Raw genomic sequence first — 23,722 nt, 5'->3', positions numbered from 1 at the left:
AAAAAACTAATCCTGAATGGAAAGATTTAATTGAATAGCTCTATGGATTCCTGCTTTCGCAGGAATGACATCGATCTTGCTTTTAACTAAAAAAATAAGTAAAAATGACAAAAGTTATAACACGATTTGCTCCGTCACCGACCGGTATGTTACATGTTGGTAATATCAGGGCAGCATTGCTTAACTGGCTATATGCCAAGAAGCATAACGGACAGTTTATTTTAAGATTTGACGATACGGATTTAGAGCGTAGTAAACAGGAATATAAAGATGTTATCGAGGAAGATCTAAAATTTTTAAATATTAATTGGGATCAAACATTTAACCAATTAAGCCGTTTAAGTAGATATGATGAAATCAAAAATCTATTACTAAACAAAAAAAGATTATATGCCTGCTATGAGACTCCTGAAGAGCTAGAATTAAAGCGTAAATTTCAACTATCTAAGGGATTACCACCGATTTATGACCGTGTTAGTTTAAATCTAACTTCAGTGCAAACACAAAAATATATAGAACAAGGAAGAAAACCGCATTATAGATTTTTGATAAATCATGAACCGATTAGCTGGCATGATATGATCAAAGGCGAAGTTAAATATAATGGCAAGACTTTAAGCGATCCAATAGTGATAAGAGCAGACGGTAGTATGACCTATATGTTATGCTCAGTTATTGACGATATTGATTATGATATTACTCATATTATTAGGGGTGAAGATCACGTGAGCAATACCGCTATTCAAATTCAGATGTTTGAAGCATTAAATAAGATTCCGCCGGTTTTTGGGCATTTGAGTTTAATAATCAATAAAGACGAGAAAATTTCTAAACGAGTGGGAGGGTTTGAGATCGCAACTCTTAGAAAAGCAATCGGGCTCGAAGCTATGGCAATTGCTAGCTTTTTTAGTTTACTTGGTTCATCGGCACAAATCTTGCCTTATAAATCAATGGAGAAGTTAGCAAATCAATTTGAGATAAGTAGTTTCTCTAAAAGTCCAACTATCTATCAGCCGGAAGATTTAGAAAGACTAAATCATAAATTACTTATAAATTTAGATTTTGATGAAGTAAAAGAACGCCTTAAAGAAATAGATGCCGAGTATATTGAGGAAAATTTTTGGTTATCGGTAAGACCTAACTTACAAAAATTACGTGATGTAAAAGACTGGTGGGAAATTTGTCATCAAACTCCAAATGTTCAAAATCTAAATTTAGATAAGGAATATTTAAAGCAAGCAGCAGAATTATTACCGAAAGGTAAAATCACTAAAGATAGCTGGAGCATTTGGATTAAAGAAATAACAAATATAACAGGTAGGAAAAGTAAGGAATTATTTTTACCTCTTCGCCTTGCTTTAACCGGCAGAGAATCAGGACCAGAAATCGCAGGAGTTTTACCTTTGATTGATCGGAAAGAGATAGTAAAACGATTAACGTCATTCCAGTGAAAGGACTCATACCGGACAGTTTATAAAAGACCCGTCATTGTGAACCAGCATTTATGCTGGCGTGGCAATCTCAGGAGTTTTTTTATATTATCTTATGAGATTGCCGCGTCGTTGCTAACGCAACTCCTCGCAATGACGATTGAATATAACAATACTTTAGCTATAATACTCTATCATATTGGTATTAATAATAGCACCGGCAAGTTCTGCAGTATCGCTATAGATATTATCAGCAATAAGAGAAACTACACCCGCTGTTCCTGCTACTAAATCTTCCACAGTTTCATAAGCTATATATCCTGCAGTTAGTCCTGCTTTTACTGTATTTTTTACACATTCGATAGAATCGGATGGCGAAATTAAAATTGCTCCTAAGGTAAAAGCACCAATAAGAACCGGAGGATTGTAATAAGCAAAAGTTGCAAGGCTTGCTACGGTTGCTTGAGCAAATGTGGATACAAAAGAATAATTAGCGTTATTCACATTAGAAATAAAATCTTGAACGGAGCATACAGCACTCGCACCGTTCTCTAATATATTAATAGCATGTTCTGTTGCTAAGGTAGCATACCATACATTGTGAAATCTGTCGCAGCTTTGGTAGCATTTTGAAAATGAATTATAGCACTATCAAAGTAACTAGATGTTTTTTTTGAGGTTTGTGGCCCCGTATAGTTTTTTGTCATGATTTTTCCCCTTAAAATTAAATCGTGACGCAATTATAACTTAAATATTAGATCATGTCAATGGATATTATTAATAAATTAATAAAGGTAAATTAGTGTGTAATTCCCAATTTCTGAGAGGCTATCTGTAAGGTAATTTTAATTGATAATTAAAGAGAGTTTATAGCGAAAATTAATAAGTTTTTGAAAGGATGCTGTTCCTATTTCAAAAAAAACTTATAATTTGCAGCAACAAAGAATTTAATTAGCGTTAAAATTACTTTATAGATAGCCTCTCAAATAACTCATTATCTTTTTTAGGCATTGGATTAGCTGAAGTTAAAAGCTTTTCTCCGTAGAATATTGAATTAACGCCTGCCATAATACATAAAGCTTGTAATTCATCAGACATTTGTTCCCTACCTGCCGATAAACGAATATACGATTTTGGAATCATTATTCTTGCCAAAGCTATTACTCGAATAAAATCAAAAGGATCAATTTCGTGTACATTTTCTAGCGGAGTACCTGGAATTTTTATTAGCTTATTGATAGTTACCGATTCAGCATTTGCAAGAGTCAAGATCATATTAATACGATAGTCATTAGTTTCTCCCATTCCTAAAATACCGCCGCAGCATACTTTCATACCGGAAGCACGAACATAGTGCAAAGTATCTAGCCTATCCTGAAAAGTACGGGTGATAATAGTTTTATCGTAAAACTCTTTTGAAATATCAATATTATGATTATAAAAATCAAGCCCTGCTTCTTTTAAAATAATTGCTTGATGCTCTTTTAATAAACCAAGCATAACGCAGGTTTCTAAGCCTAATTTTTTGACCTCCTTAATATCATCTCTCACAAACCAGCTTTAAGTCCTCATCACGTGGACCACGCCATGCAGCTCCCATACAAAAGCGAGTACTACCTGCTGCTTTAGCACGTTTTGCTGCCGTAATTACTTCTTCAATTTGCATTAAAGGCTCTTTTTTTACATCAGTTTTATAGTGTGCAGATTGAGGGCAGAATTTACAATTTTCAGGACAACTCCCTGTTTTAATGCTTAAGAGGCTACTGATTTGAACTTTATTCGGATCAAAATTAGTACGATGCACTTGTTTGAGCTTGATAGATCAGCTCCATAAACGAAAGGCTAAAGAGCTCTTTAGCCTCGTCAAAAGTCCATTTTTTCATTTCTAAAAATTATTTTCTTTTTAGGTTCTGTGTACAAAATTTAAATTATTTGAAAATATATTATTTTAAATTTTTGTACATAGAGCCTTTATTCTTAACGTAAGAAAATAAAGAAGAGAAAACAAAAAGTTTAGCAAGACCGCTGGGAATAAAAATTATAAATCCGCTATAAATTGCTTGTTTTAAGCCTATCATACTTGCAAGCCAGCTAACGCCGAATAGATACAATATAGTATGACCGATAATACAAATTATAGTAACATTTACAAAATTCTCAGCTAGCTTATCCTTTAAAGCACTCATAACAGGAGTTCCGATTAAGAAGCCGAGATAATAGCCCCCTGCTGCTCCTAAAAAATAATTTATCCCGCTAGAAAATTTACAGAATACCGGCAAACCCATTATACCTACAAAAATGAAAGTTAGTATAGTTAGAAAACTAAGACGTGGACTATAAGTAAAAGCGATAATATAAAGTATTACGCTATGCATCGTAATTGCTACCGGTTTTATAGGAATGCTTATTTGGGACGAAGCAAAAATAGCCGCTACTCCCATAATTATTTTAACAATATCTAGAGCATAAGAATTTGTATTTAAATCTTCTACAACTCTATTCGGATGTAATACTTTTAATAGAGAATTCATTGTACACCTCTTTCTTTAGTGGACATCTTTCGCAACTCTACTTCTAGAGGTTAATTTATACGTCGATCCGGTACTCAAATCCTCACGTACTAGTATGTATACTGCGGTTCGAGGTGAAGTGTCTTCTACAAATTCCTCTCTATAAGCGAGTTTGGAAAGATGTCTAGTTTATATTTTATTTTTTGGATAATACATAAAAATAAAGGAAAGAAAAGAGATATTTTCGATATAATTCTATTATTAATTGTTAATTATTTTATTGTAAAAGATTTAAAAACTAAAAAACTTTTTGATTTTTAGCTTATCTTCTTCAGACGAATTAGGCTTGAACCTGTATATATCTTTTTTATTAGCACTTTCAGGTCTAAATTTAAACTCGCCTCTAGTTGTTTTGATTGTAACTATCTGATCAGGAGAACCCCATTTAGGAAAATCATATTTTATAACTATGTCCCTGTTTCTAAGTCCAGCTTTATAAGCATTACTATTTTCGTCAATATTTTTTATTGTATAATTATTTATTAAAGCATCTCTATCAAAACCACGATCATATGCCCCCATTTTTATTTTCTCGATCGGCAGAACTTTAGCAACATCAGCGAAATCTATAGTTTTACCTTGTTCTGTATATTCGTTTATCTCTTTATCTATCCCTTTTGGAACATAATTTTTAACTATTTTTTTAAAATAATCGCTTGAAAATTCTTGTTCTTTTGAGGTTTTAAATAAATCAAGCATAACATTATCCAGCGATTTACTCTTATTATTCTCTTTAATGAGGCTGTCCAAATAAAGTGCAAAAACAAACCCACGATAATATGGCAATCTTTGTACTGCATAATCTTTCCAATAATCTGTTTTGATTAAATTATTAGGCTCGTTTATTACAGATGATAAATAATAATCTTTAAAGAATTGGTTAAATTCTTCTATAAATTCTTCAAGTGTTATAACTGTAGAACGCAAAGCTAAAACACGTGCATAATAATCGGTAAACCCCTCACTCCACTAATAATTTAATCCTTCTAAGTTATTACGTATTTTCTTCCCTATCCAATTATGCAGATGTTCATGAGCAAATAACGTTATATAATCCTGTTTGTCCAAACCTTGAGGAATAAACGCGGTAAAACTATGAGTTAAAACTGTTCCACCCATATGTCTAGGTTGATCGCCTTCGATTAAGCTTATTAGATAATACGGAAAATCATTATCATGGAAAAATGCTCTTTGTCCCTTAATAATTTTATTTATATAAGAAGATATTTCTTGATCTTTAAGATCAAACTGACCATATAACGAAAGATATACAGGATTTTTTTGATCAACAATTTTGTAAACACGTAAATCACCCGCTGCATAAATTGCACTATATAATTCAATCGGCGTAGCTTTAAATTTCACGCTTTTACCAAGACCATAATCTGATATTGTTTTCCAGCTATCAGCAATATTATTCCATTCAATATTAAACTCTACTATGTCATTTCCATTTAGATCACCGGGAGTAGCAAAAAGCCCATAACCCGGTGAATGAATTAAATTTTGTCTCATTATTGTTTCATGGATATCACAAGGATTACCGGCTTTTTGATATATTTTGTAGCTTAAACGGATAATATTGATTTTTTCCCGTATTAAAAATAGCTTCATTCGAGTCCTGATGTCTAAACTGCAACTTGCCGATAGGATATTCTAGCTTAACATTTTTAATTTGCTGATAGTATGAACCGCTTGCCCAAGCATAGGGTAAATCTAAAACAACCTCTCCATCCATATCCCCGATTATTTCGATTTCAATCTTGATAGCAGAAACAGGAGTATTAGATAAGGGGATTATTTTGTAATTTATCTGCCGATAAGTGTTTGCTAATACTAGATTTGGAATTAGAATTACAAGTATTATCAAAAAAATTTTTAGAAAGTACATTTTCAAAACTCAGGGATTTTAGAGATTATTTAGATTGTTATGCAACTCTCAACGTCATTCCCGCGTGGATACCGAGTCGTCATTGCGAGCAGCCGTAGGCTGCGTGGCAATCTAGAAAAAATAATAAAAAAATTCTGTAAATCAGAATTTTTGACTGGATTGCTTCGTCAATTACTTACGTAATTTCCTCGCAATGACGGAAAAAACCTATCTATGCAACAATACCTCGTGGGAATGACATACACCTTGCAATTCATAAGCTTCTTCATCTTCAAGTCATTTAGCGTTTTCTATTAAATATGATTCTTGAAATTCGGCAAGTTTTGGATCAGGGACACCTTTTAGATTTTTAAGCCCGTCAAATAAAATACCTAAAAAACCTATATTATTATTTTTACAATAATTCCCTATATCTTCCACATGTTTTTCCCGATCATCAACAAATACAATAAAATAATCTTTTAAATTTAAATCTTTAGAAAATTTTGATAAAGTACCGCTTTTTGAGTGATTACCAGTTATGAATATACCTGTATAAAAAATAGCATCATCATTTTATCCTGAATTATAAATTGCTAATTTTTCATTATCCAAAAACTCTATACCTAGCTCTTTTAATTCTTTATACCTCCAATCTTGCATCGAAGGAATACTGCCGAACTCTCCCGTATTCATTTGTGTAAGAGCATAAACAGGAAACTTTGCCTTGAGTTTGTTTACAACTTCTACCCACTCTTCATCAATTAATATTACTTTTCGCTGCAGCCGCTAATTACTGACAATTTCTTCATAATTGTCATAATTACTTTTATTTTCCTTAATTCTATCAATCATTTGATTATAAGGTGGCTTCTTAAAAGTTTTTGATTTAGGAGTTATAAGGGTATCGTCAACATCAAGGAATATAGATGCATCGGCAGGTGCATTTTTTATTATTAAATCATAAACTTTTTTAGCATTATCGATAGTTTCAAAATCTTTCATATATTATCAAATTTAATATTAAGTTCTTCAGTTAAAATAGCCATCAACTCAAATCCTGCTCCATTTTTCCATTTTCCTTGTTCATAAAAAAAATGATAAGGACCGCTAACCGGCGACGACAACCAAATTTCTTTGGCGGCACTTTGTTTATTTATTACATATATACCTTTATCAGTATCAAGATTTAATATATCGCCTTGTAAATCTACGTCTATACTTGCTTCTTTATCTTGCTCTTCTATCTTTTCTGCTATATATGCAATTGTTATTTCGGCTATTTTACTAAATTCAGTATTATTCATAATTTTCTTTTTATTTTTCAGGATCAATTTCCGGCTCAGCTATTTTAATCAAACTTTTTCGATAAGTTTCAACAAATCTATTATGATCATTAAGATTGTTAGAAAAATTATGCCCGCCTTTACCGTCAACTACAAAAAATAATGCATCCGTTTTAGCAGGTTTTACCACTGCTTCTAAAGATTTTAACGACGGACAAGAAATCGGACCGGGTGGTAAACCTTTTATATAATAAGTATTATAGGGTAGTTCTTGCAATAAATCTTTTTTTGTTAAAGCTCTTGCTAATTTAAATTTACCCTCAGTCAAAGCATATATAGTAGTTGGATCGGCTTGTAGCTTCATATTTTTCTTTAAACGATTAATGAATACTGCTGCTATAATAGGCTTTTCTGCATTTGAGCCAGCCTCTTTTTCAATTATCGAAGCTAGCGTTAATATCTCAAGTCTAGTTTTTAACGGAGAATCCGGTGAAAGATTTTGCATTACCTTATCTAAATTAGCAGACATTAAATTTCTCATTTGATCGATTATCTGCTCTTTTTGATCTCCATAAGAAAAAAAATACGTGGAAGGCATTAAAAAACCTTCCGGTATTATCCCTTTTATCTCTCCTAGTAAACGACTTTCTTCATTAATTTTCTTTATAACCTTACTAACTACCGTACCTTCCGGTACAATTATCTTGTGTATTATAGATTTACCGCTTGCTAATATTCTTAAAGTTTGCAGAGGCGATATATTACGGGTAAACACATATTCACCGCTTTGAAGAGGTCTTTTTATAGAATAAATTTTAGCAATTACCTTAAAAATTCTCGGATATTTGATTACTTCATTAGAATAAAGTTTTGTAACTATTTGATTTACGGATAATTTAGGTTCAATAATTATCGTTTTATTTTGAGTAAGATTACCCGGCACAAAAATATAAAATATACTAAAATTTAGCAAAGTAATAAATATAGTTAGAGATACTATAACTAAAAAAAGTTTAGTTTTTAATATGTTTTTTAACATAATAACTATTATTTTTATAAGGCTTAGAAATATTGATAAAAAATTACCATGAAATATGGTTTTTTTCTTGACATTGGAAATAACATATAGTAAAACTAACTTAAAGTTTGGTTGAAGTGAAATATTTGCTAAATTTAAATTATATAGTTTTTGCTAAATAAATCAATAGTTTTAATATTTGGTAATTAAAATATTAAAACTAGATGATTAATGAGCAACAAATTAATAACGCAAACCAATTTACTATAACAATAGTATACTCCTGTGAAATGAAAAGCTGGAATTTTTATTACAAACAAAAAATATAAATCTTTATTCATAGTTCATATTACTATACCGGCGTTAATACTGATCTTATAATGGATATTATATATTATGATACACGATCACAATACCGATCTAAAACACGAAGAACATACTAAAAGGTTAAAAGCTTTACAAAATAAGTTAGGAAACTTATCCGGTTTCTTGACAACAATGCGTTCTGATAACAATGAGGAATACAAAAAAATTTCCAATGATTTAGAAATTTTAATGAAAAAAATTAATACTATAAGAAAAAACATGGAAATATATTTTGTTATTATATTAATATTAATGTTTATTATAATTCAGAAAACGTTATGGATCACCGGTTCAAGTACTAATCTTTCTCTTTTAACAACTTTATTTTAGGTTCTAAGAACTCCTGTTTAATAATTTCTGCAGCTATATAAGAAGGTACAGCGTCATCTCGATCACTTGATACAAGCGAATTTTCCAAACTAAACCTATGCTCACGTACTTTTGTATGCCTAGCTAGCTTGCCTTTAAATTCATCGTGTCTAAAGCTTTCTGAATTTAGCTGTAATCGGTTTGACTTAAATCCTAATTGCTGCAAAATTTTTTGGCTTTCTATTACCTGCTCATAAGCTTTTTTAGAATTAAATAATAACTCTTGAAGCTTATTACTAATAAGATTAGCTCGGCAATTAAATTGGATAAATTCCGGAATTATTTCTTTATCAGCTATAATATTTATTAACGTAACATATTTTATTTTTATCAATAGCCTAATGATAAGAAAACTTAAAATATTAATCTTATATGCTACAATCATAGGAGTACTGGAAGCTGCTATCTCTAAAGTATTAGTACCGGATTTTGCTAGAGCTACATCCGCAACAGCATAAGTTTTAAGTCTCTCACTTGAAAATAAATAATTAAACTTAACATCTTCTAAAAACGGTTTTATTATTGCCTCATGAGCAGGATTTGCAAGAGTAAATATAACTTTAAGATTATTACAACTCTTGAATATTTCTTCAATAGAAGAAACAAAAACCGATAAATGCCTTAGAATCTCACCCTTTCTACTACCAAGAGTAACACATAAAACTCTCTCATTCTCATCTATTTTAAACTCTGCACGTAAAGCTATTTTATCACTATAAAACTCTTGCTCCATAATCGGATGACCTATATATCTACAATCAAGACCGACTTTAGTAAAATATGGAGGTTCAAACGGTAGTAAAGCAAATAAACAATCATAAATTTTAGCGTATTTTACTGCCCTACCCTCTTTATATGCCCAAACTGACGGTGCAACGATATGAATCATTTTCAGCTTTGGTAAAAGTTTTCTTACCCGCTTTGCCACACGATAAGTAAACCCTGGTGAATCTATGGTAATTAATAAATCAGCTTTACTATTTATTATATCCTCTACAGTTTTATCAATTAATTTTTTAAGCTTAAAAATATGAGGTAAAATTTCTACAAAACCCATTAAATTTATGGAAGTAATAGGAAATAAGCTTTTAAAGCTACCGGCTTCCTCCATATATTTGCCGCCAACACCAACAAACTTTACTCCTGTATTGTTTCTTAAATGCTGAATTATACGACCACCTACAAAGTCTCCTGACACCTCACCGGCTATAAAGTAAATTTTTGTCATTAAAGATAGTTATTTTTTAAGGTTCTCAATTTCTGCTTTTAATCGCTCTATTTCTTTTATAGATAATTCAGTAATCTCATGTATTTCTTCTATCGAGTGTTTTTTCATTAACATCTTTTTTGCTATTTTATACTTTTTGTAACTTCACCTTCTTGTCTACCTTTTTTTCTCCCCTCTTCTATTCCTTTTGCCATACCTGGTTCTCTACCTTTTTCTTCAGCAGAAACTATATAATCACGCTCTTTAAAGCTCTTATTCATGTGTGCACAATAAACTATCTGCTCTTTAAGAGTCATCTTAAGTATATTAAGTCGATTTGCGACCTTTGTCATATATGGTGATTTAAAGTCTTTCTTAACTCAGAATGTTTTACTACATATAGCCATTCATCCAATTCATCTCTTATAACATCATTAAATAATGGTACTGATATTACAAAATATTCTGGAAATACATTACATAAATCAAATATTTTACCTCTCATATCTCCCAAAGAAAATTTCATAGGGTGTTTTTTATCAACTTCTCTAAAAATAGTCTTACCGTGATATAAAGGTGCTTTCATATCAGCAAAAGGAAAATATAATAAATTAATATGAAATATTTTTTTAATTGTGGAGTAATCATCATTTTTTGAAATACTATCTACTATTAATCTGTTACTATTAAAGCAAGCTTTATGCATAAAAAGATTTGTATAGGATTTATCTATTTCCACTATATATTTATGCCCTTCTTCATCTTCCACAATTACATCTGCTATGCTAGATTTTAAGCTATCATTTTCTTTATTACTGCCACTTTCTAATAAGGCTTTTATTTTAATAGAACTATAAACCAGCATCTTTGAGTATTGCCGAGATAAACCCTTCAACTATCTCGTAATCACCTTTGTCCTTAAGCAAATATTTTATAGCGTAATCAAAACTTATTATAGTACTCATATTTTCCTATCTAATTAAATATTATTAAATTCCATTTTACGATAGCTCAAAGCTTCTGCAATATGCATTTTCAAGACCTTATCCGTATTCTCAAGATCGGCAATCGTACGTGCTACCCTTAATATTCGATTATAAGCACGCATTGATAAACGAAATTTATTTGCCGCTTCATTCAGTAAATCTCTTCCTTCATCCGCAGGCATAGCGTAATCTATTAATAACTGCCTGTCTAATCTATTATTTGTTTTAATATTATATAACCCTCATATCTCTTTTCTTGAATCAAACGCACTTTCTTGACTCTTGCAGCTATATCCTTAGAATTTTCTTCAGAACTATAATCAATAAGATCATAATTATAAACATTAATACTAGAGACTTCTATATGCAAATCAAATCCATCCATAATAGGTCCCGATACTTTCATTTGATAGTCGCTAGCACATTTTGGAGCTTTCATACATTCTTTATAAGGATCGCCTAAATAACCGCATGTACAAGGATTCATAGCTGCTATTAACTGGAAATTTGCCGGATATTTTATATGAGCGTTTGATCTTGAGATTAGTATTTCACCGTTTTCAATAGGCTGTCTTAATGCATCAATAACATGCTGTGGAAATTCAGGTAGTTCATCTAAAAATAATACTCCGTTATGAGCTAGCGTAATTTCCCCAGGCTTTACTTTTTTTCCGACACCGCCGCCGACCATAGCGGCAAGTGAGCATGAATGATGCGGAGTTCTGAACGGCCTTGCTTTGGTAAGTTTACCGTCTAAAAATTTTCCTGCAATACTTGTAATCGTGCTGCATTCTAAAATTTCTTTTGTAGACATTTTAGGTAGTATACTGGGAAGACAGGCAGCAAGCCTTGATTTACCGGTTCTGGGAGGGCTGAACATTAAAAGATTATGTCCACCTGATGCTGCAATTTCTAAAGCTCGTTTAGCAATTTTTTGACCTTTTATATTTTTAAAATCGGGATAATTTATCAGCTCATCTTGCAATTTAGCTTCCGGAGGAGTTAAAACTTGTGAACCTTTAAAATGATTTACTAGTTCAATTAAATTACCTGCAACAAGTATATTAATTACCCGACCAAGCAACTTCCGAGCTGTTTTTACTTGAACAAATAAGACCTTTACCTCTAGCAGAAGCCCCAATCGCTGCAGGTAAAGCTCCGCTTACCGGTAAGATTGAACCGTCTAATGATAACTCTCCTATTATCAAATATTCCGATATTTCAAGCTCCGGTAAAATATTCATTGCGTTAAGTATCGAACAGGCAATCGCAAGATCAAAATGGCTTCCTTCTTTTACTAAATCTGCCGGAGCTAAATTTATTAAAATCTTTTTAGTAGGTAGTGCAAGCCCTATAGAAGATAATGCTGCTTTAACTCGTTCTTTTGATTCAGCTATAGTTTTATCGGCAAGCCCTACTATAGTAAAAGCAGGGATACCCGGTGATATTTGTACCTGCATGTCAACGTCGATAACATCAATTCCATTCAACGTTAGACTTGCTATATGAATTATCATGAAATTTTTCTTAAAATGCCATTTTGTCATCCTGCGACTTGATTGCAGGATCTCATCAAATATACTACTACAGACTACTTTATGAGATCCCGTGGTCAAGCCACGGAATGATAGGAATTATCTCAACTATTAATCGGAAAAGCATACTATAGAACAAACTTAGCTAGGTCAAGATTAGTTATTATTTTTGATAATTGATTTTCTACGAATTTATCATCGATAGTTATTTTTTTGCCTTTCATTTCGCTAGCTTCAAAGCTTATATCCTCAAGCAAATTCTCAAGTATAGTATGCAGCCTTCTAGCCCCTATATCTTCGACTTCTAAATTAACGGTGATCGCATAATCCGCTATCTTCTCAATAGCAGAAGCAGCAAATTCAAGACGCACGTCTTCAGTACCTATTAACGCCGAATATTGCTTTATTAAACTAGTTTCAGGCTCAAGCAATATTTTAATCATATCATCTTTGGTAAGCGAATTTAATTCTACTCTAATCGGTAACCTTCCTTGTAACTCCGGTAATAAATCAGAAGGTTTAGCAATATGGAAAGCACCTGAAGCAATAAATAATATATGATCGGTTTTAACCGGTCCATATTTAGTATTAACCGTCGTTCCCTCTATCAAAGGTAGCAAATCTCTTTGCACTCCCTCTCTACTTATTTCGGCATTTTTTGCTCCGGAACTACCAGTCGAAGCTATTTTATCAATTTCGTCAATAAAAACTATACCGTCATTTTCAGCTAAACTTATAGCTTGCTGAATAATTTTTTCTTGGTCTATTAATTTTTCTGATTCCTCAGGTATAATAATAGCCATAGCATCTTTAACTAGCATTTTTTTTGTTTTAGTCTTACTGCTGCCAAGGGCTCGTCCAATCATATCGCCAAGATTAAGAACGCCCATAGATGCTCCCGGCATGCCCGGTATTTCAAAACTTCCACCGCCGACAGGTGTAGTATCAGCTACGCTAATTTCGATTTCCGTATCATCAAGTTCGCCGTTTAAAACTTTTTCTTTGAACTTTTCTCTAGTCTCACTAGTAGAAGTTTTACCTACTAAACTATCTAATATTCTCTCTATCGCTTTTTCACGGGCATTAATATCTACTTCTGTTTTTGCTAAAGTTTTTTCAGTATTAACGGCTATTTCGACTAAATCACGAATTATTGATTCTACATCACGCCCCACATATCCGACTTCGGTAAATTTAGTTGCTTCTATTTTATAGAAAGGAGAATTAGTGAACTTTGCAAGGCGTCTTGCTATTTCCGTTTTACCGACTCCGGTTGAACCGATCATTAAAATATTTTTTGGTACTATTTCATGACGTAAATTACCTTCTACTCTTTTACGACGACAACGATTTCTAAGTGCAATAGCAACGGCTTTTTTGGCCTTTTCTTGACCTACGATAAACCTATTAAGTTCATTAACTATTTGAGAAGGGGGAAGCCCCATAGGGTCTTTTTTATAAGTAGTTTTAGTAGCTTTCATACAACTTTTTCCATTATAATATTATGATTAGAAAATACACACAAATCTGCAGCTATATTCATAGATTTTAAAGCAATTTCTTCAGCAGTGAGATTATTATCGTAAGACATTAGGGCACGAGCGGCAGATAGTGCAAATAAACCGCCTGAACCTATTGCTGCAACATTATTTTCAGGCTCTACGACATCACCGTTACCGGTTAAAATTAATATATGACTACGATCGGCAACAATCATCATTGCTTCCAAACGTCTCAAATATTTATCGCTACGCCAATCTTTTGCAAGCTCAACTGCACTTCTAAGTAGATTATGTGAGTATTTTTCTATTTTTGCTTCAAGTTTTTCAAATAAAGCAAGTCCATCAGCCGTAGAACCTGCAAAACCGGCAATAATTTTATTGTTTGCTATAGTCCGTAGTTTCCTAGCACCGGATTTTAATATCGTATTGCCGTGCGACACCTGTCCGTCTGCCGCTATAATTATTTCTTCGTTCTTTTTTAAACAAAGTATTGTTGTGCCATGTAAGGCTAAATTATCTGACATAATATAAAATTATATAAAATTTATTGATATTAAGTTGTTAATTAAGTACTATAACGTAATATTTTACTCTGAAGTAAAATGCAGAATTATTATACGAAGATCAACTTCAAAAAGAGCAAGGAGTTCACAAGGCAAGGAACGCAGCGTATATTTAATACGTGAGTACCGCAGCTCTTGTAGAACGACGTAGCCAATTTTTGAAGTTCATCGAGTATACTTGACTAATCCAATTTAGTTAATTATTGTCCCTTGAATTTTCAAGGCTTAAACTTAAACAATGAATATATACGCAATATACATTAACTCCACACAAAAAAATAATAATTTTATTGTTATTGAAGAAGGCTTTTCATGGATAGCTGCTCTTTTAAGTATATTTTGGGCATTATACCATAAAATGTGGTTAGTTGTTGCTATTGCCGTAATAGCGAATATAATCGTTACGGCGATTATTATCGAAGAGTTAAAGTTTATATTTAAGATAGTTTAAATATTAGGCTTCAGCTTTTTTGCTTCAGATATTAGAGAAAATTATTTAAAAAGAAATAATTACCGACTAGAAGATATAATAATTGCCAACTCTAGCATTGAAGCTGAATTAAAATTTCTAAAACGTAATATACTCGTTTGATGAATAGAAAAATGTCCTTAATGTCATTCTTGGATCCTCGTTTTCACGGGGATGACATCGAGTGCGTTTCTCAAGCCATGCAATAAAGCTTTTAACAGGAATAATGATATATAACAAAGAAAATGTTTTTGCAAAAATTATAGATAAAAATCTTCCGGCAGAAATAATTTATGAAGACGAACAAATTTTAGCATTCAAAGATATAGCACCCGTGCATATTATTAGTAATGCCTAAAAATGAATATTATAGATTATGCCGATTTTATCTCTAAAGCTTCCATAGATGAAATAAAACATTTTTTTGCTAAAATTTCTGATATAGCAAATGAAACGGGTTTAGATAAAGACGGTTATCGTTTAATAACTAATAAAGGCGAGAAATCGGGACAAACTATTTTTCATTTCCATTTCCATATTATCGGCGGTGAAAAACTCATCGGATTAATAAATAAAAATGACTAAAAAATACAATATTGCAGTAATCGGAGCTACAGGAAATGTAGGGCGTGAAACTCTAAATATTCTAGCTGAGCGTAATTTCCCCATTAATAAAATTCATGCTATAGCTTCAGATAGCTCTCTAGGGCGGGAAGTAAGCTTTGGAGAAAAAATACTACAAATTAATAGTTTAAAAAATTTAAATTTTGACGATATCGATATTGCTTTTTTTTGTGCAGGTTCAGAAGTTTCAAAAGAATTTATACCAAAAGCTACTGCTAGTAACTGTATAGTTATAGACAAATCCTCACTTTTTAGAGTTGATAATCAAGTGCCGCTAATTGTACCTGAGGTTAATTTATCAACACTTAAAGAGTTTAATACTAAAAATATCATAGCTAACCCTAACTGTATAGTAATTCCGCTTGCAGTAGCATTAAAACCGCTAGATAATGAAATAAAGATTAAAAGAGTAGTGATATCTACTTATCAATCAGTATCAGGAGCGGGTAAAGCAGGAATGGACGAACTCTACGACCAAACAAAATCTAAATATGTTTTTGGAGAGAATGATCCTAAGAAATTTCCAAAACAGATTGCATTTAATCTATTTCCTCATATAGGTGATTTAAATAAAGACGGCTATACAAGTGAAGAAACAAAAATTGCTTTTGAACTAAACAAAATTATAGGCAATCACTTTAAAGCTAGTGTTACTTCCGTGCGAGTACCGGTATTTATCGGTCATTCTATATCGGTTAATATAGAATTTAACGATAAAATTGATGCCAAAGAAGTCGAAGAAATATTACAAGATGCAGATGGAATTATTACAATTTCTAATAATAATGACCTTGCTTATATCTCACCCGTTGAAGTGGTAGGCGAAGATGCCGTATATGTCTCCCGCATTAGAAATGACATAAGTAAACCTAACACGATAAATCTATGGATCACATGTGATAACTTACGTAAAGGAGCAGCTTTAAACAGTGTCCAAATTGCTGAAGAACTAATTAATAATTATTTATAATATAACTAATATGGATAATAAAAATAATAATCTAAATAAAAAAAACCCGCTAGTAATAGCATTAGGCGAATGTAGAACAGCTTTTTGGATAGTCTTTTGGTTTGCTTTTATAATTAACTTACTAATGTTAATTACTCCTCTTTACTCATTACAAGTGCTTGATAGAGTCCTTGGAAGCGGTAATCTACAAACATTATTATTTTTATCGATAATAATCGCATATATTTATTTTGTTTATGGATTATTACAAATTGCTCGTTCTTTTACACTTATAAAGGTAGGGGAATGGCTTGATAGAACAGTAGCTCCCGTAATTTTTGCTTCTTCAATTTCTGCAGCTGCAACACGAGCAAATATGGGTTCTAGCCAATTATTACGTGATTTTCAAGCCGTCAAAACATTCCTAACAAGTACCGGAATTAATACTTTATTCGATGCCCCTTGGAGCCTTATCTATATTGTGGTTATTTTTTCAATTCATCCATATATCGGTCTTATTACCGTTTTTGGTGCAATTATCATAGTTTCAACCGCTTTCTTTAACGCAGCGGCTACTAATAAGATGCTAGGTGAAGCTACCGAATTTTCGATAAAAGGTATGACACAAGCCGATATTGCAAACAGAAATGCAGAAGCAATTGAAGCAATGGGAATGATGAAAAATGTTACAAAAAATTGGCATAAATTTAACATATCAGCACTTGATAAGCAATCAGTTGCTAGCTATCGTAACGGTGTTATTTCTAACTTTTCAAGGTTTATCCGTAACATAATGCAAATGGCTGTTACCGGAGTCGGTGCTTACATTGTTGTAAAATCTCACAGTGCAGATATGACTCCCGGTAATATGATTATGAGTTCTATCATAGTCGGTAGAGCTCTTGCTCCTTTCGATAATGCTATTGACCTATGGAAAAGTATGAGCGGTGCTATTAAATCATACAAAAACATTAATAATTTATTTAACACTTATTCTTCTAGAGACGAAGCGATGCCGATTCCGAACGTTGATGGTCATCTTACTGTTGAAAATGTTTATTATGCTCATCCTATACCGAAACATTTACCTCAACCTCCCGTACCGAAATATATCTTAAAAGGTGTTAGTTTTGCAGTACAACCGGGCGAAGTGTTAGCAATTATCGGTCCTTCGGCTACAGGAAAATCAACTTTAGCTAAAATCATAGTCGGGGTATGGAAAGAATCATCAGGTTCCGTACGTTTAGATAGTGCTGAAATTTATCGTTGGAATAGAGAAGATTTCGGTAGACATGTCGGCTATCTTCCTCAAGGAATAGAACTTTTTAGTGGTAGTATTAAACAAAATATAGCTAGAATGGAAGAAAATGCCGACCCACAAAAAGTTATTGAAGCAGCTAAAATAGCCGGAGCTCATGAAATGATATTAAGATTCCCTGACGGTTATGATTCTGATATCGGTCCTGCAGGCTCTAATCTATCAGGTGGTCAAAGACAACGTATCGGGCTTGCTAGAGCTTTTTACGGTAATCCAAAACTCATCATTTTAGATGAGCCTAATGCTAATTTAGATGAGGCAGGTGAAGTTGCCCTTGCAAGTGCCTTAAAACAAGCACAACTTAAAGGAATAGCAGTTCTTGTAATTTCACATAGACCATCCGTATTATCCGTTGTTGATAAAATTCTAATATTACAGGATGGAGCCGTTGCAGTTTACGGAACGGAAGAAGAGATTCAAAAACACTTTAAAACTTTAAAAAGCGGTACAATTCATATTAACAACTAAAATGTCATATCATGGTTTGATTGGCATTATTGCGTGAACCAGTTTTTCCTCGCAATGACGACCTTCAGTATCCACGCAACAATGCCCGCTCGCAATGACGCAAAATACAAACAATGCTGACTAAATATAATAATGATTAAATATTATGCAGGACTTAAAACACAATAAACCTCAAATTACTCCGGAACAATTAAAACAATTATTATCCTTAAGAGAAGATGCGTTAAACCTTAAAGGTCAAAGTTCTAAACGTAAAGCTTTAATAAATACTACATTAAGGAAAACCTCTCATGCTATAGAATTCTTATTAGTAAAACTTGATAGGTTTGTTAATTTTATTACCAAGAAAACCGATAAAGATCGTAATAACGTAGCCCAAGCTGCAAGGTTACCTATACTTTTCGGTATTTATGTTATTATCTTTTTAGTATTAATAGGCGGATTATGGTCAGCTCTTGCTCCGCTTGATAGCGGTGCTGTAGCTGTCGGTATCGTAGTGCCAAGCACAAATAAAAAAACGATTCAACATCATGAAGGCGGAATAATCAATGCTATTTACGTTAAGCAAGGTGATAAAGTCAAAGAAGGCGATAAGTTAATAGAACTTGAAGAAACTAGAATAAAAAGCGAACATGAAAATATCCTTGGTCAGTACCGTAATTTTTTAGCAACTGAAAATCGTTTAATTGCCGAACGTGATAATTTAGAACAAATCGAATTCTCTGATTTTCTAATGCAGGATATAAATTTACCGGAAGTAGCTAAAATAATTCATACGCAGGAAAATTTATTTAGATCTAGAAAAGAAGTATATAACTCAGAGAAAGATGCATTACATCAAAATATTGCTCAACTTGAGAAAAAAATTGAAGGTTTAGAAGCAAAAAAAGTTGCCGCCTCCAAAACTGCTGAAGTTTATCAAGACCGTTTAAAAGCTTTAAGAACGTTAAAAGAAAAAGGCTTTGTACAAAAAGCAGCCTTATTAGACCAAGAGGCAAAAGTTGCCGCTTCAAAAAGCGATGTTGCAACAACTGCAGCCGAAATAGCAGGAATACGCCATGCTATTACCGAAACTCAAATTAAAATTATAAATCAACAAAATAAATACACTGAACGGACTTTAACAGAGCTTCGTGAAGCTCAAGTACAAACAGCATCTCTTAAAGAAAAATATAATTCCCTGACGGATTCGCTTAATCGTGTGATAATCAGATCACCTGTTGACGGTATAGTTAATAATTTAAAATATCATACAATAGGCGGTGTTATAGGTCACGGACAAACTATTATGGAAATTTCGCCAATTAATGACCCATTAATAATAGAAGCAAAGGTATCTCAAAAAAATATTGACTCAGTACATGAGGGATTAGTTGCAAAAATACGTTTTAGTGCATTTAAATCAAGAACAACTCCAACATTTACCGGTAAAGTAGTAAGCATATCTCCCGATATAGTACAAGATGAAAGACAGCACCCGGGACAACAACAAGATAATTATTATGTTGCAAGAGTTGAAATCGATATGGATGAATTTAACAAAGTTGCTAAAGTTAAAAATCTTGAATTACACCCCGGTATGCAAGCTGAGGTACAAATCGTAACCGGTACTAGAACACTACTTAGATATTTACTTGATCCCGTTACTGATACTGCATTTAAAGCTTTTAGAGAAAAATAGATAATTTAAAAATTTCAGGTTAGATAACTTTACGGAACCTAGATATTTAGTAACAATATTTATTAAAAATTCTTAATTCTTGATTGACTTTTAACTACAAAAGTATAAGCTTATTTTACAATCTAATTATAATAAAGGTTATATGTTAGGCTACGAAATAGAACAAAGAAGTTTCAATAAAGAACAAAAACAAGCTGTCGGATTACTTTCTATAGGTACATTTCTAGAGTATTTTGATCTTATGCTTTATGTGCATATGGCGGTGCTTTTAAATAATTTATTTTTTCCAGAATATGATCCTTTCACTTTTTCGTTGCTTACTGCCTTTTCTTTCTGTTCTACCTATTTGCTAAGACCTATAGGAGCATTAATATTTGGGTATATAGGCGATCATTTTGGACGTAAGATTGTAGTTATTTTAACTACCCTATTAATGGCTATTACTTGTGTGATTATAGGCAGCATGCCAACATATGCACAGATAGGTATAACAGCCTCTTGGGTTCTTAATATATGTCGTATAATTCAAGGTATGTCGGCAACTGCAGAAGCACGAGGTGCAGAGCTGTATTTAACCGAAAATTCATCTCCTCCTATACAATATCCATTAGTAGCAATTATAACCGTATTTTCTGCCGTAGGCACGACGGTAGCACTAGGTATTGCATCAATTTTTACTAATCAAAATATTTATCAATATGAATCAAGTTGGCGTATAGCCTTTTTCGTTGGTGCAACTATCGCTTTTGTAGGTACTATTGCAAGGACTAGTTTAAAAGAAGCAGATGCATTTTCAAATAAAAGAAACAAATTAAAACTAAGACTTCAAGAAAATAATATTATGCTTGAAGACATTGATAAAGATATTCTAGATCAAAAAGTTCCAAACGCCACTTCTATTTGGTATTTCTTTATCCAGTGTGCTAGACCACCGTGTTTTTATTTCGTGTATATATATTGCGGTGATATATTAAAAAGAGAATGCGGATTTACTCCGAATCAAATTATAAATCAAAATTTTTGGGTATCTATAATAGATTTACTCGGTATTATCGGTCTTGCATTTATTAGCTATAAAATCCATCCTTTAAAAATCCTAAAGGTAAAATTATATCTATTTTTTACCTCTCTCATTTTTTTTCCTATAATGTTAAATTATAACCCTACTCCTTTATATATTTTTATTTTTCAATGTTTAGCTGCATTATTCGTATTTGATCACATACCGGCAGCTCCTATATTTTATAAATATTTTCCGGTTTTTAAGAGATTTACGTATACTAGTATGCTAAGTGCAATAGCAAAATTATTTACTTATATTATAACGTCATTTGGTTTAGTTTATATTACCAATTATTTAGGATATTGGGGGTTATTTTTAATTTTCATTCCGGTAGGTATAACTTTCTTCATGGGAGTAACTTATTTTGAGAGAATGGAAAAGAATCAAAATTTATAATTTTATTAAAAGTAGAATCTATATTAAACTTTAAATTATTTTTATAACATTCAGCATATATAAGCTCTGAAACTAAAGGTATTTCAAGCATTTCACTTAATACTAAAAAGCTTTTTAATGTCTCTTTAATTATTTTATGAGCTTTTTCAGGCGATTTTGCTCCTAAAGTTTGTAAATTATGTATTCTATCAAAAAGTTTTATAAGAGCAGTATCGTATCTTTTTTGTTTAATTAATAAAATAAGACTTTTCTCGCTACTTATTTTTCCACAAGATTTAATTCTAGTTAGACCTGCTACATGCCTTGCTACTTCTTCATCAAAAATGTTGCTAATCATTTCTTCAGTAAGTTCAGTATCTTCAATAGTGTCATGAAGTAATGCAGCTTGTAGCATTCTAAAAGTAAAGAGTTTAGGTACTTCTTTTGCTACAAATTCCGCTACCATAATTGTTACTGCGATTGGATGAGAATAATAAGGGTCACCCGATTGACGCATTTGCTCACCATGATATTTACGAGCATAATAAATACCTTTTTTAACTTCTCTAATATCGATAGATTGTTTTACTTGGGTATTGAAAAATAAAAGCCTTTCGATTAATTTATCTGAATACTTACAACTTTCAAAATTCTTTTCCCAATATTCTATATCTTTCATAAAATCTCCCAATTCTATATATTATTTTACTGGTTTTTCTTATGATTATCTTTTATATTTTCTTTTTAAAATCCAATTATTATTTATTAAAAATCTCTATATTTAATAATTTTTCTATTTTTAATGCTAAAAAATAATTATACATTAAAAATAGTTTTTTACAAAGGTTTATATGTCCATCCTTAACTATCACCTACATTTTTCTCGTTATAACAATCTTAATATCTTGTTTTGTCGTGATAAAAGACCTACATATTTAGGCATAGGCATTACGATTTTAGCTGCTTTATATCAAAGCGTAATAAAATATTATAGGAGTTTGGGGCTTTATCTATTTTTACTGCTATTACCTATGCCTATTTTAATTTACAGCTAAATAAAGTATTAAAAACCTTATTATTTATATTAATCTCGCTAGGTTTTACTATATTTGCTTTTCATAAAGTTCCAGAATTTTTTAATATACTTGCTATTGATAAAGTACAGTTATCGGAATTATCCATACCGTTTTCTATGTATCTAAATTTTGATAAGGTAATGCCGGCTTTAATAATTTTCTCTGTCAGTGATTTATATATTAGACATCTTTCCAAACCAGCTTCTAGAGAGGAATTTAAAGGAGACACGGAACGCAGAACCGCAGCGTACACAAGCATACGTGAGGATTCGAGTACCGGATCGACGTATAAATTACCTCTAGAAGCTGGTTTGGAAAGATGTTTTTAGAAAAACAAGAAAGTAAGAATGCTCTAAGGTATACCTTCTTTTCTCTTTCACTCTGTGTATAATGATAATTATGACTCTGTCAATTTAATAAGCGGTTACGTCTTATTTGAGCCTAAAATCCCAAGCATACTACCAATATGGGCAATTAATAATTTCTTTTTAGTATGTATGGCTGAGGAAGTTTTCTTTCGAGGGTTTTTAACAAAGAACATTACAAAGTCTTTTACCAAAACAGCAGATTTTAGCTGTTATTATAGTATCTTTAATATTTGGGATTGCACATTTTCAAGGCGGGGCATATATAGCTTTAAGCACTATATGCGGTTTTTTCTATGGTTATGCATATTATAAAACAGACAAAATATTATGCTCTATGATAGTCCATTGCGGTCTAAATTTATGCCATTTATTATTATTTACTTATCCTGCTCTTAAAACTTTGTGAAATAAATGTAATTTTAATAGACAAAGTTATAGAGTTTTTTTATTTATAAATAGTAAACATAATAACTAAGTTTTATGAACAAAGACATCCCTATGGATTTATTACCTTCAGAATATGAGCTAACAAGCTCTAGTAGTGCTGCTTTGACTCTACTTTTAATGTGGGAGCAACCTTATTATTCTTAATAGGTTATTGCTGTTATTATTGCTTCAATAATGAGCCA

At 32.0% G+C, this 23,722-nt stretch carries 21 protein-coding genes and 7 pseudogenes; 10 read left to right on the top strand and 18 right to left on the bottom strand.

The window, feature by feature from the left end:
• The first annotated feature begins 104 nt into the window (after positions 1-104).
• Entirely contained in the window at positions 105-1,451 is a 1,347-nt protein-coding gene (gltX, locus tag AB1146_RS05350; RefSeq protein WP_010423406.1) for a glutamate--tRNA ligase, read from the top strand.
• Between the two features lie 156 nt (positions 1,452-1,607).
• Here the strand turns inward: gltX and AB1146_RS05345 are convergent, their stop codons facing one another.
• The 11 genes and pseudogenes from AB1146_RS05345 to mltG all read right to left on the bottom strand — a co-directional run bounded on the left by AB1146_RS05345 (position 1,608) and on the right by mltG (position 8,195).
• Entirely contained in the window at positions 1,608-1,934 is a 327-nt protein-coding gene (locus tag AB1146_RS05345) for a hypothetical protein (RefSeq protein ID WP_010423407.1), read from the bottom strand.
• A gap of 459 nt (positions 1,935-2,393) precedes the next feature.
• A pseudogene (gene bioB, locus AB1146_RS05340) lies at positions 2,394-3,313 on the bottom strand (biotin synthase BioB).
• Positions 3,314-3,373: 60 nt separating this feature from the next.
• A complete protein-coding gene (locus tag AB1146_RS05335) occupies positions 3,374-3,961 on the bottom strand; it encodes a biotin transporter BioY (protein ID WP_010423409.1) in 588 nt (195 codons plus the stop codon).
• Between the two features lie 27 nt (positions 3,962-3,988).
• A pseudogene (locus AB1146_RS05330) lies at positions 3,989-4,126 on the bottom strand (palindromic element RPE1 domain-containing protein); the annotation flags it as partial.
• A 105-nt stretch (positions 4,127-4,231) separates the two neighbouring features.
• On the bottom strand, positions 4,232-4,927 hold the full coding sequence (locus AB1146_RS05325) for a M61 family peptidase (RefSeq protein ID WP_232203627.1): 696 nt from the start codon (positions 4,925-4,927) through the stop codon (positions 4,232-4,234).
• A gap of 42 nt (positions 4,928-4,969) precedes the next feature.
• Positions 4,970-5,515: a hypothetical protein gene (locus AB1146_RS05320; protein ID WP_232203628.1), complete on the bottom strand. Its 546-nt coding sequence runs from the start codon at positions 5,513-5,515 to the stop codon at positions 4,970-4,972.
• Positions 5,516-5,540: 25 nt separating this feature from the next.
• Positions 5,541-5,870 carry a hypothetical protein gene (locus AB1146_RS05315; protein ID WP_232203629.1) on the bottom strand — a complete coding sequence of 110 codons (330 nt, stop codon included), beginning with the start codon at positions 5,868-5,870 and terminating at the stop codon, positions 5,541-5,543.
• Between the two features lie 297 nt (positions 5,871-6,167).
• A complete protein-coding gene (locus AB1146_RS05305; RefSeq protein ID WP_232203712.1) occupies positions 6,168-6,413 on the bottom strand; it encodes a DUF2608 domain-containing protein in 246 nt (81 codons plus the stop codon).
• A 246-nt stretch (positions 6,414-6,659) separates the two neighbouring features.
• Positions 6,660-6,875: a hypothetical protein gene (locus AB1146_RS05300; protein WP_232203630.1), complete on the bottom strand. Its 216-nt coding sequence runs from the start codon at positions 6,873-6,875 to the stop codon at positions 6,660-6,662.
• The gene (gene cyaY / locus AB1146_RS05295; protein ID WP_010423411.1) at positions 6,872-7,177 is read right to left on the bottom strand and encodes an iron donor protein CyaY; all 306 of its coding nucleotides are present in this window, start codon (positions 7,175-7,177) and stop codon (positions 6,872-6,874) included. Before cyaY ends, AB1146_RS05300 begins: the two co-directional genes overlap by 4 nt.
• 10 nt (positions 7,178-7,187) lie before the next feature.
• A complete protein-coding gene (mltG, locus tag AB1146_RS05290; RefSeq protein ID WP_010423412.1) occupies positions 7,188-8,195 on the bottom strand; it encodes an endolytic transglycosylase MltG in 1,008 nt (335 codons plus the stop codon).
• A gap of 375 nt (positions 8,196-8,570) precedes the next feature.
• On the opposite strand from mltG, the gene AB1146_RS05285 reads away from it, so the two are divergent.
• Positions 8,571-8,870: a hypothetical protein gene (locus AB1146_RS05285; RefSeq protein ID WP_010423413.1), complete on the top strand. Its 300-nt coding sequence runs from the start codon at positions 8,571-8,573 to the stop codon at positions 8,868-8,870.
• On the opposite strand, the gene lpxB is transcribed toward AB1146_RS05285, so the two are convergent.
• The 6 genes and pseudogenes from lpxB to hslV all read right to left on the bottom strand — a co-directional run bounded on the left by lpxB (position 8,839) and on the right by hslV (position 14,663).
• Entirely contained in the window at positions 8,839-10,137 is a 1,299-nt protein-coding gene (gene lpxB, locus AB1146_RS05280) for a lipid-A-disaccharide synthase (protein ID WP_010423414.1), read from the bottom strand. The genes AB1146_RS05285 and lpxB overlap by 32 nt on opposite strands.
• Positions 10,138-10,146: 9 nt before the next feature.
• Positions 10,147-10,981: pseudogene (locus AB1146_RS05275) on the bottom strand (PD-(D/E)XK nuclease family transposase).
• Between the two features lie 117 nt (positions 10,982-11,098).
• Positions 11,099-12,087: pseudogene (locus AB1146_RS05270) on the bottom strand (YifB family Mg chelatase-like AAA ATPase); the annotation flags it as partial.
• Positions 12,088-12,166: 79 nt separating this feature from the next.
• Complete coding sequence (locus AB1146_RS05265; RefSeq protein WP_156790188.1) at positions 12,167-12,649, bottom strand: magnesium chelatase domain-containing protein; 483 nt, start codon at positions 12,647-12,649, stop codon at positions 12,167-12,169.
• Between the two features lie 116 nt (positions 12,650-12,765).
• Entirely contained in the window at positions 12,766-14,118 is a 1,353-nt protein-coding gene (gene hslU / locus AB1146_RS05260; protein ID WP_010423417.1) for an ATP-dependent protease ATPase subunit HslU, read from the bottom strand.
• Positions 14,115-14,663: an ATP-dependent protease subunit HslV gene (hslV, locus tag AB1146_RS05255; protein ID WP_010423418.1), complete on the bottom strand. Its 549-nt coding sequence runs from the start codon at positions 14,661-14,663 to the stop codon at positions 14,115-14,117. Before hslV ends, hslU begins: the two co-directional genes overlap by 4 nt.
• Positions 14,664-14,940: 277 nt before the next feature.
• On the opposite strand from hslV, the pseudogene AB1146_RS05250 reads away from it, so the two are divergent.
• The 6 genes and pseudogenes from AB1146_RS05250 (at position 14,941) to AB1146_RS05225 (ending at position 21,670) form a co-directional block, all read left to right on the top strand.
• Positions 14,941-15,294 (top strand): annotated as a pseudogene (locus AB1146_RS05250) (DUF2628 domain-containing protein).
• A 106-nt stretch (positions 15,295-15,400) separates the two neighbouring features.
• A pseudogene (locus tag AB1146_RS05245) lies at positions 15,401-15,756 on the top strand (HIT domain-containing protein).
• The gene (gene asd / locus AB1146_RS05240) at positions 15,749-16,765 is read left to right on the top strand and encodes an aspartate-semialdehyde dehydrogenase (RefSeq protein ID WP_010423424.1); all 1,017 of its coding nucleotides are present in this window, start codon (positions 15,749-15,751) and stop codon (positions 16,763-16,765) included. Before AB1146_RS05245 ends, asd begins: the two are co-directional and overlap by 8 nt.
• A gap of 10 nt (positions 16,766-16,775) precedes the next feature.
• Positions 16,776-18,530 carry a type I secretion system permease/ATPase gene (locus AB1146_RS05235; protein WP_355403669.1) on the top strand — a complete coding sequence of 585 codons (1,755 nt, stop codon included), beginning with the start codon at positions 16,776-16,778 and terminating at the stop codon, positions 18,528-18,530.
• 145 nt (positions 18,531-18,675) lie between these two features.
• On the top strand, positions 18,676-20,211 hold the full coding sequence (locus tag AB1146_RS05230; RefSeq protein ID WP_010423428.1) for an HlyD family type I secretion periplasmic adaptor subunit: 1,536 nt from the start codon (positions 18,676-18,678) through the stop codon (positions 20,209-20,211).
• A 142-nt stretch (positions 20,212-20,353) separates the two neighbouring features.
• Positions 20,354-21,670, top strand: coding sequence for an MFS transporter (locus AB1146_RS05225; protein ID WP_355403665.1), 1,317 nt, complete (start codon positions 20,354-20,356; stop codon positions 21,668-21,670).
• Here AB1146_RS05225 and AB1146_RS05220 read toward each other — a convergent pair.
• The gene (locus tag AB1146_RS05220) at positions 21,621-22,328 is read right to left on the bottom strand and encodes an HD domain-containing protein (RefSeq protein ID WP_010423430.1); all 708 of its coding nucleotides are present in this window, start codon (positions 22,326-22,328) and stop codon (positions 21,621-21,623) included. The two genes, AB1146_RS05225 and AB1146_RS05220, sit on opposite strands and share 50 nt — an antisense overlap.
• A 573-nt stretch (positions 22,329-22,901) precedes the next feature.
• Between AB1146_RS05220 and AB1146_RS05215 the strand changes: the two are divergent.
• Together AB1146_RS05215 and AB1146_RS05210 are read left to right on the top strand one after the other, a co-directional pair.
• Positions 22,902-23,033, top strand: a pseudogene (locus tag AB1146_RS05215) (palindromic element RPE1 domain-containing protein); the annotation flags it as partial.
• Positions 23,034-23,292: 259 nt separating this feature from the next.
• Positions 23,293-23,499, top strand: coding sequence for a CPBP family intramembrane glutamic endopeptidase (locus AB1146_RS05210; RefSeq protein ID WP_083831862.1), 207 nt, complete (start codon positions 23,293-23,295; stop codon positions 23,497-23,499).
• Positions 23,500-23,722 lie beyond the last annotated feature (223 nt).

The organism is Rickettsia helvetica (genome assembly GCF_963970025.1).
GTDB lineage: Bacteria > Pseudomonadota > Alphaproteobacteria > Rickettsiales > Rickettsiaceae > Rickettsia > Rickettsia helvetica.
Note: the sequence above shows the minus strand (reverse complement) of the source record. Positions and strands in the feature narration are given on the sequence as shown.

Bases quoted from the DNA above. Each gene is read 5' to 3' on its own strand.
- gltX (WP_010423406.1), top strand. From the start codon at position 105: ATGACAAAAGTTATAACACGATTTGCTCCGTCACCGACCGGTATGTTA.
- AB1146_RS05335 (WP_010423409.1), bottom strand. From the start codon at position 3,961: ATGAATTCTCTATTAAAAGTATTACATCCGAATAGAGTTGTAGAAGAT.
- AB1146_RS05320 (WP_232203628.1), bottom strand. From the start codon at position 5,515: ATGAGACAAAATTTAATTCATTCACCGGGTTATGGGCTTTTTGCTACT.
- AB1146_RS05300 (WP_232203630.1), bottom strand. From the start codon at position 6,875: ATGAAAGATTTTGAAACTATCGATAATGCTAAAAAAGTTTATGATTTA.
- cyaY (WP_010423411.1), bottom strand. From the start codon at position 7,177: ATGAATAATACTGAATTTAGTAAAATAGCCGAAATAACAATTGCATAT.
- mltG (WP_010423412.1), bottom strand. From the start codon at position 8,195: ATGTTAAAAAACATATTAAAAACTAAACTTTTTTTAGTTATAGTATCT.
- AB1146_RS05285 (WP_010423413.1), top strand. From the start codon at position 8,571: ATGATACACGATCACAATACCGATCTAAAACACGAAGAACATACTAAA.
- lpxB (WP_010423414.1), bottom strand. From the start codon at position 10,137: ATGACAAAAATTTACTTTATAGCCGGTGAGGTGTCAGGAGACTTTGTA.
- AB1146_RS05265 (WP_156790188.1), bottom strand. From the start codon at position 12,649: ATGACAAAATGGCATTTTAAGAAAAATTTCATGATAATTCATATAGCA.
- hslU (WP_010423417.1), bottom strand. From the start codon at position 14,118: ATGAAAGCTACTAAAACTACTTATAAAAAAGACCCTATGGGGCTTCCC.
- hslV (WP_010423418.1), bottom strand. From the start codon at position 14,663: ATGTCAGATAATTTAGCCTTACATGGCACAACAATACTTTGTTTAAAA.
- asd (WP_010423424.1), top strand. From the start codon at position 15,749: ATGACTAAAAAATACAATATTGCAGTAATCGGAGCTACAGGAAATGTA.
- AB1146_RS05235 (WP_355403669.1), top strand. From the start codon at position 16,776: ATGGATAATAAAAATAATAATCTAAATAAAAAAAACCCGCTAGTAATA.
- AB1146_RS05230 (WP_010423428.1), top strand. From the start codon at position 18,676: ATGCAGGACTTAAAACACAATAAACCTCAAATTACTCCGGAACAATTA.
- AB1146_RS05225 (WP_355403665.1), top strand. From the start codon at position 20,354: ATGTTAGGCTACGAAATAGAACAAAGAAGTTTCAATAAAGAACAAAAA.
- AB1146_RS05220 (WP_010423430.1), bottom strand. From the start codon at position 22,328: ATGAAAGATATAGAATATTGGGAAAAGAATTTTGAAAGTTGTAAGTAT.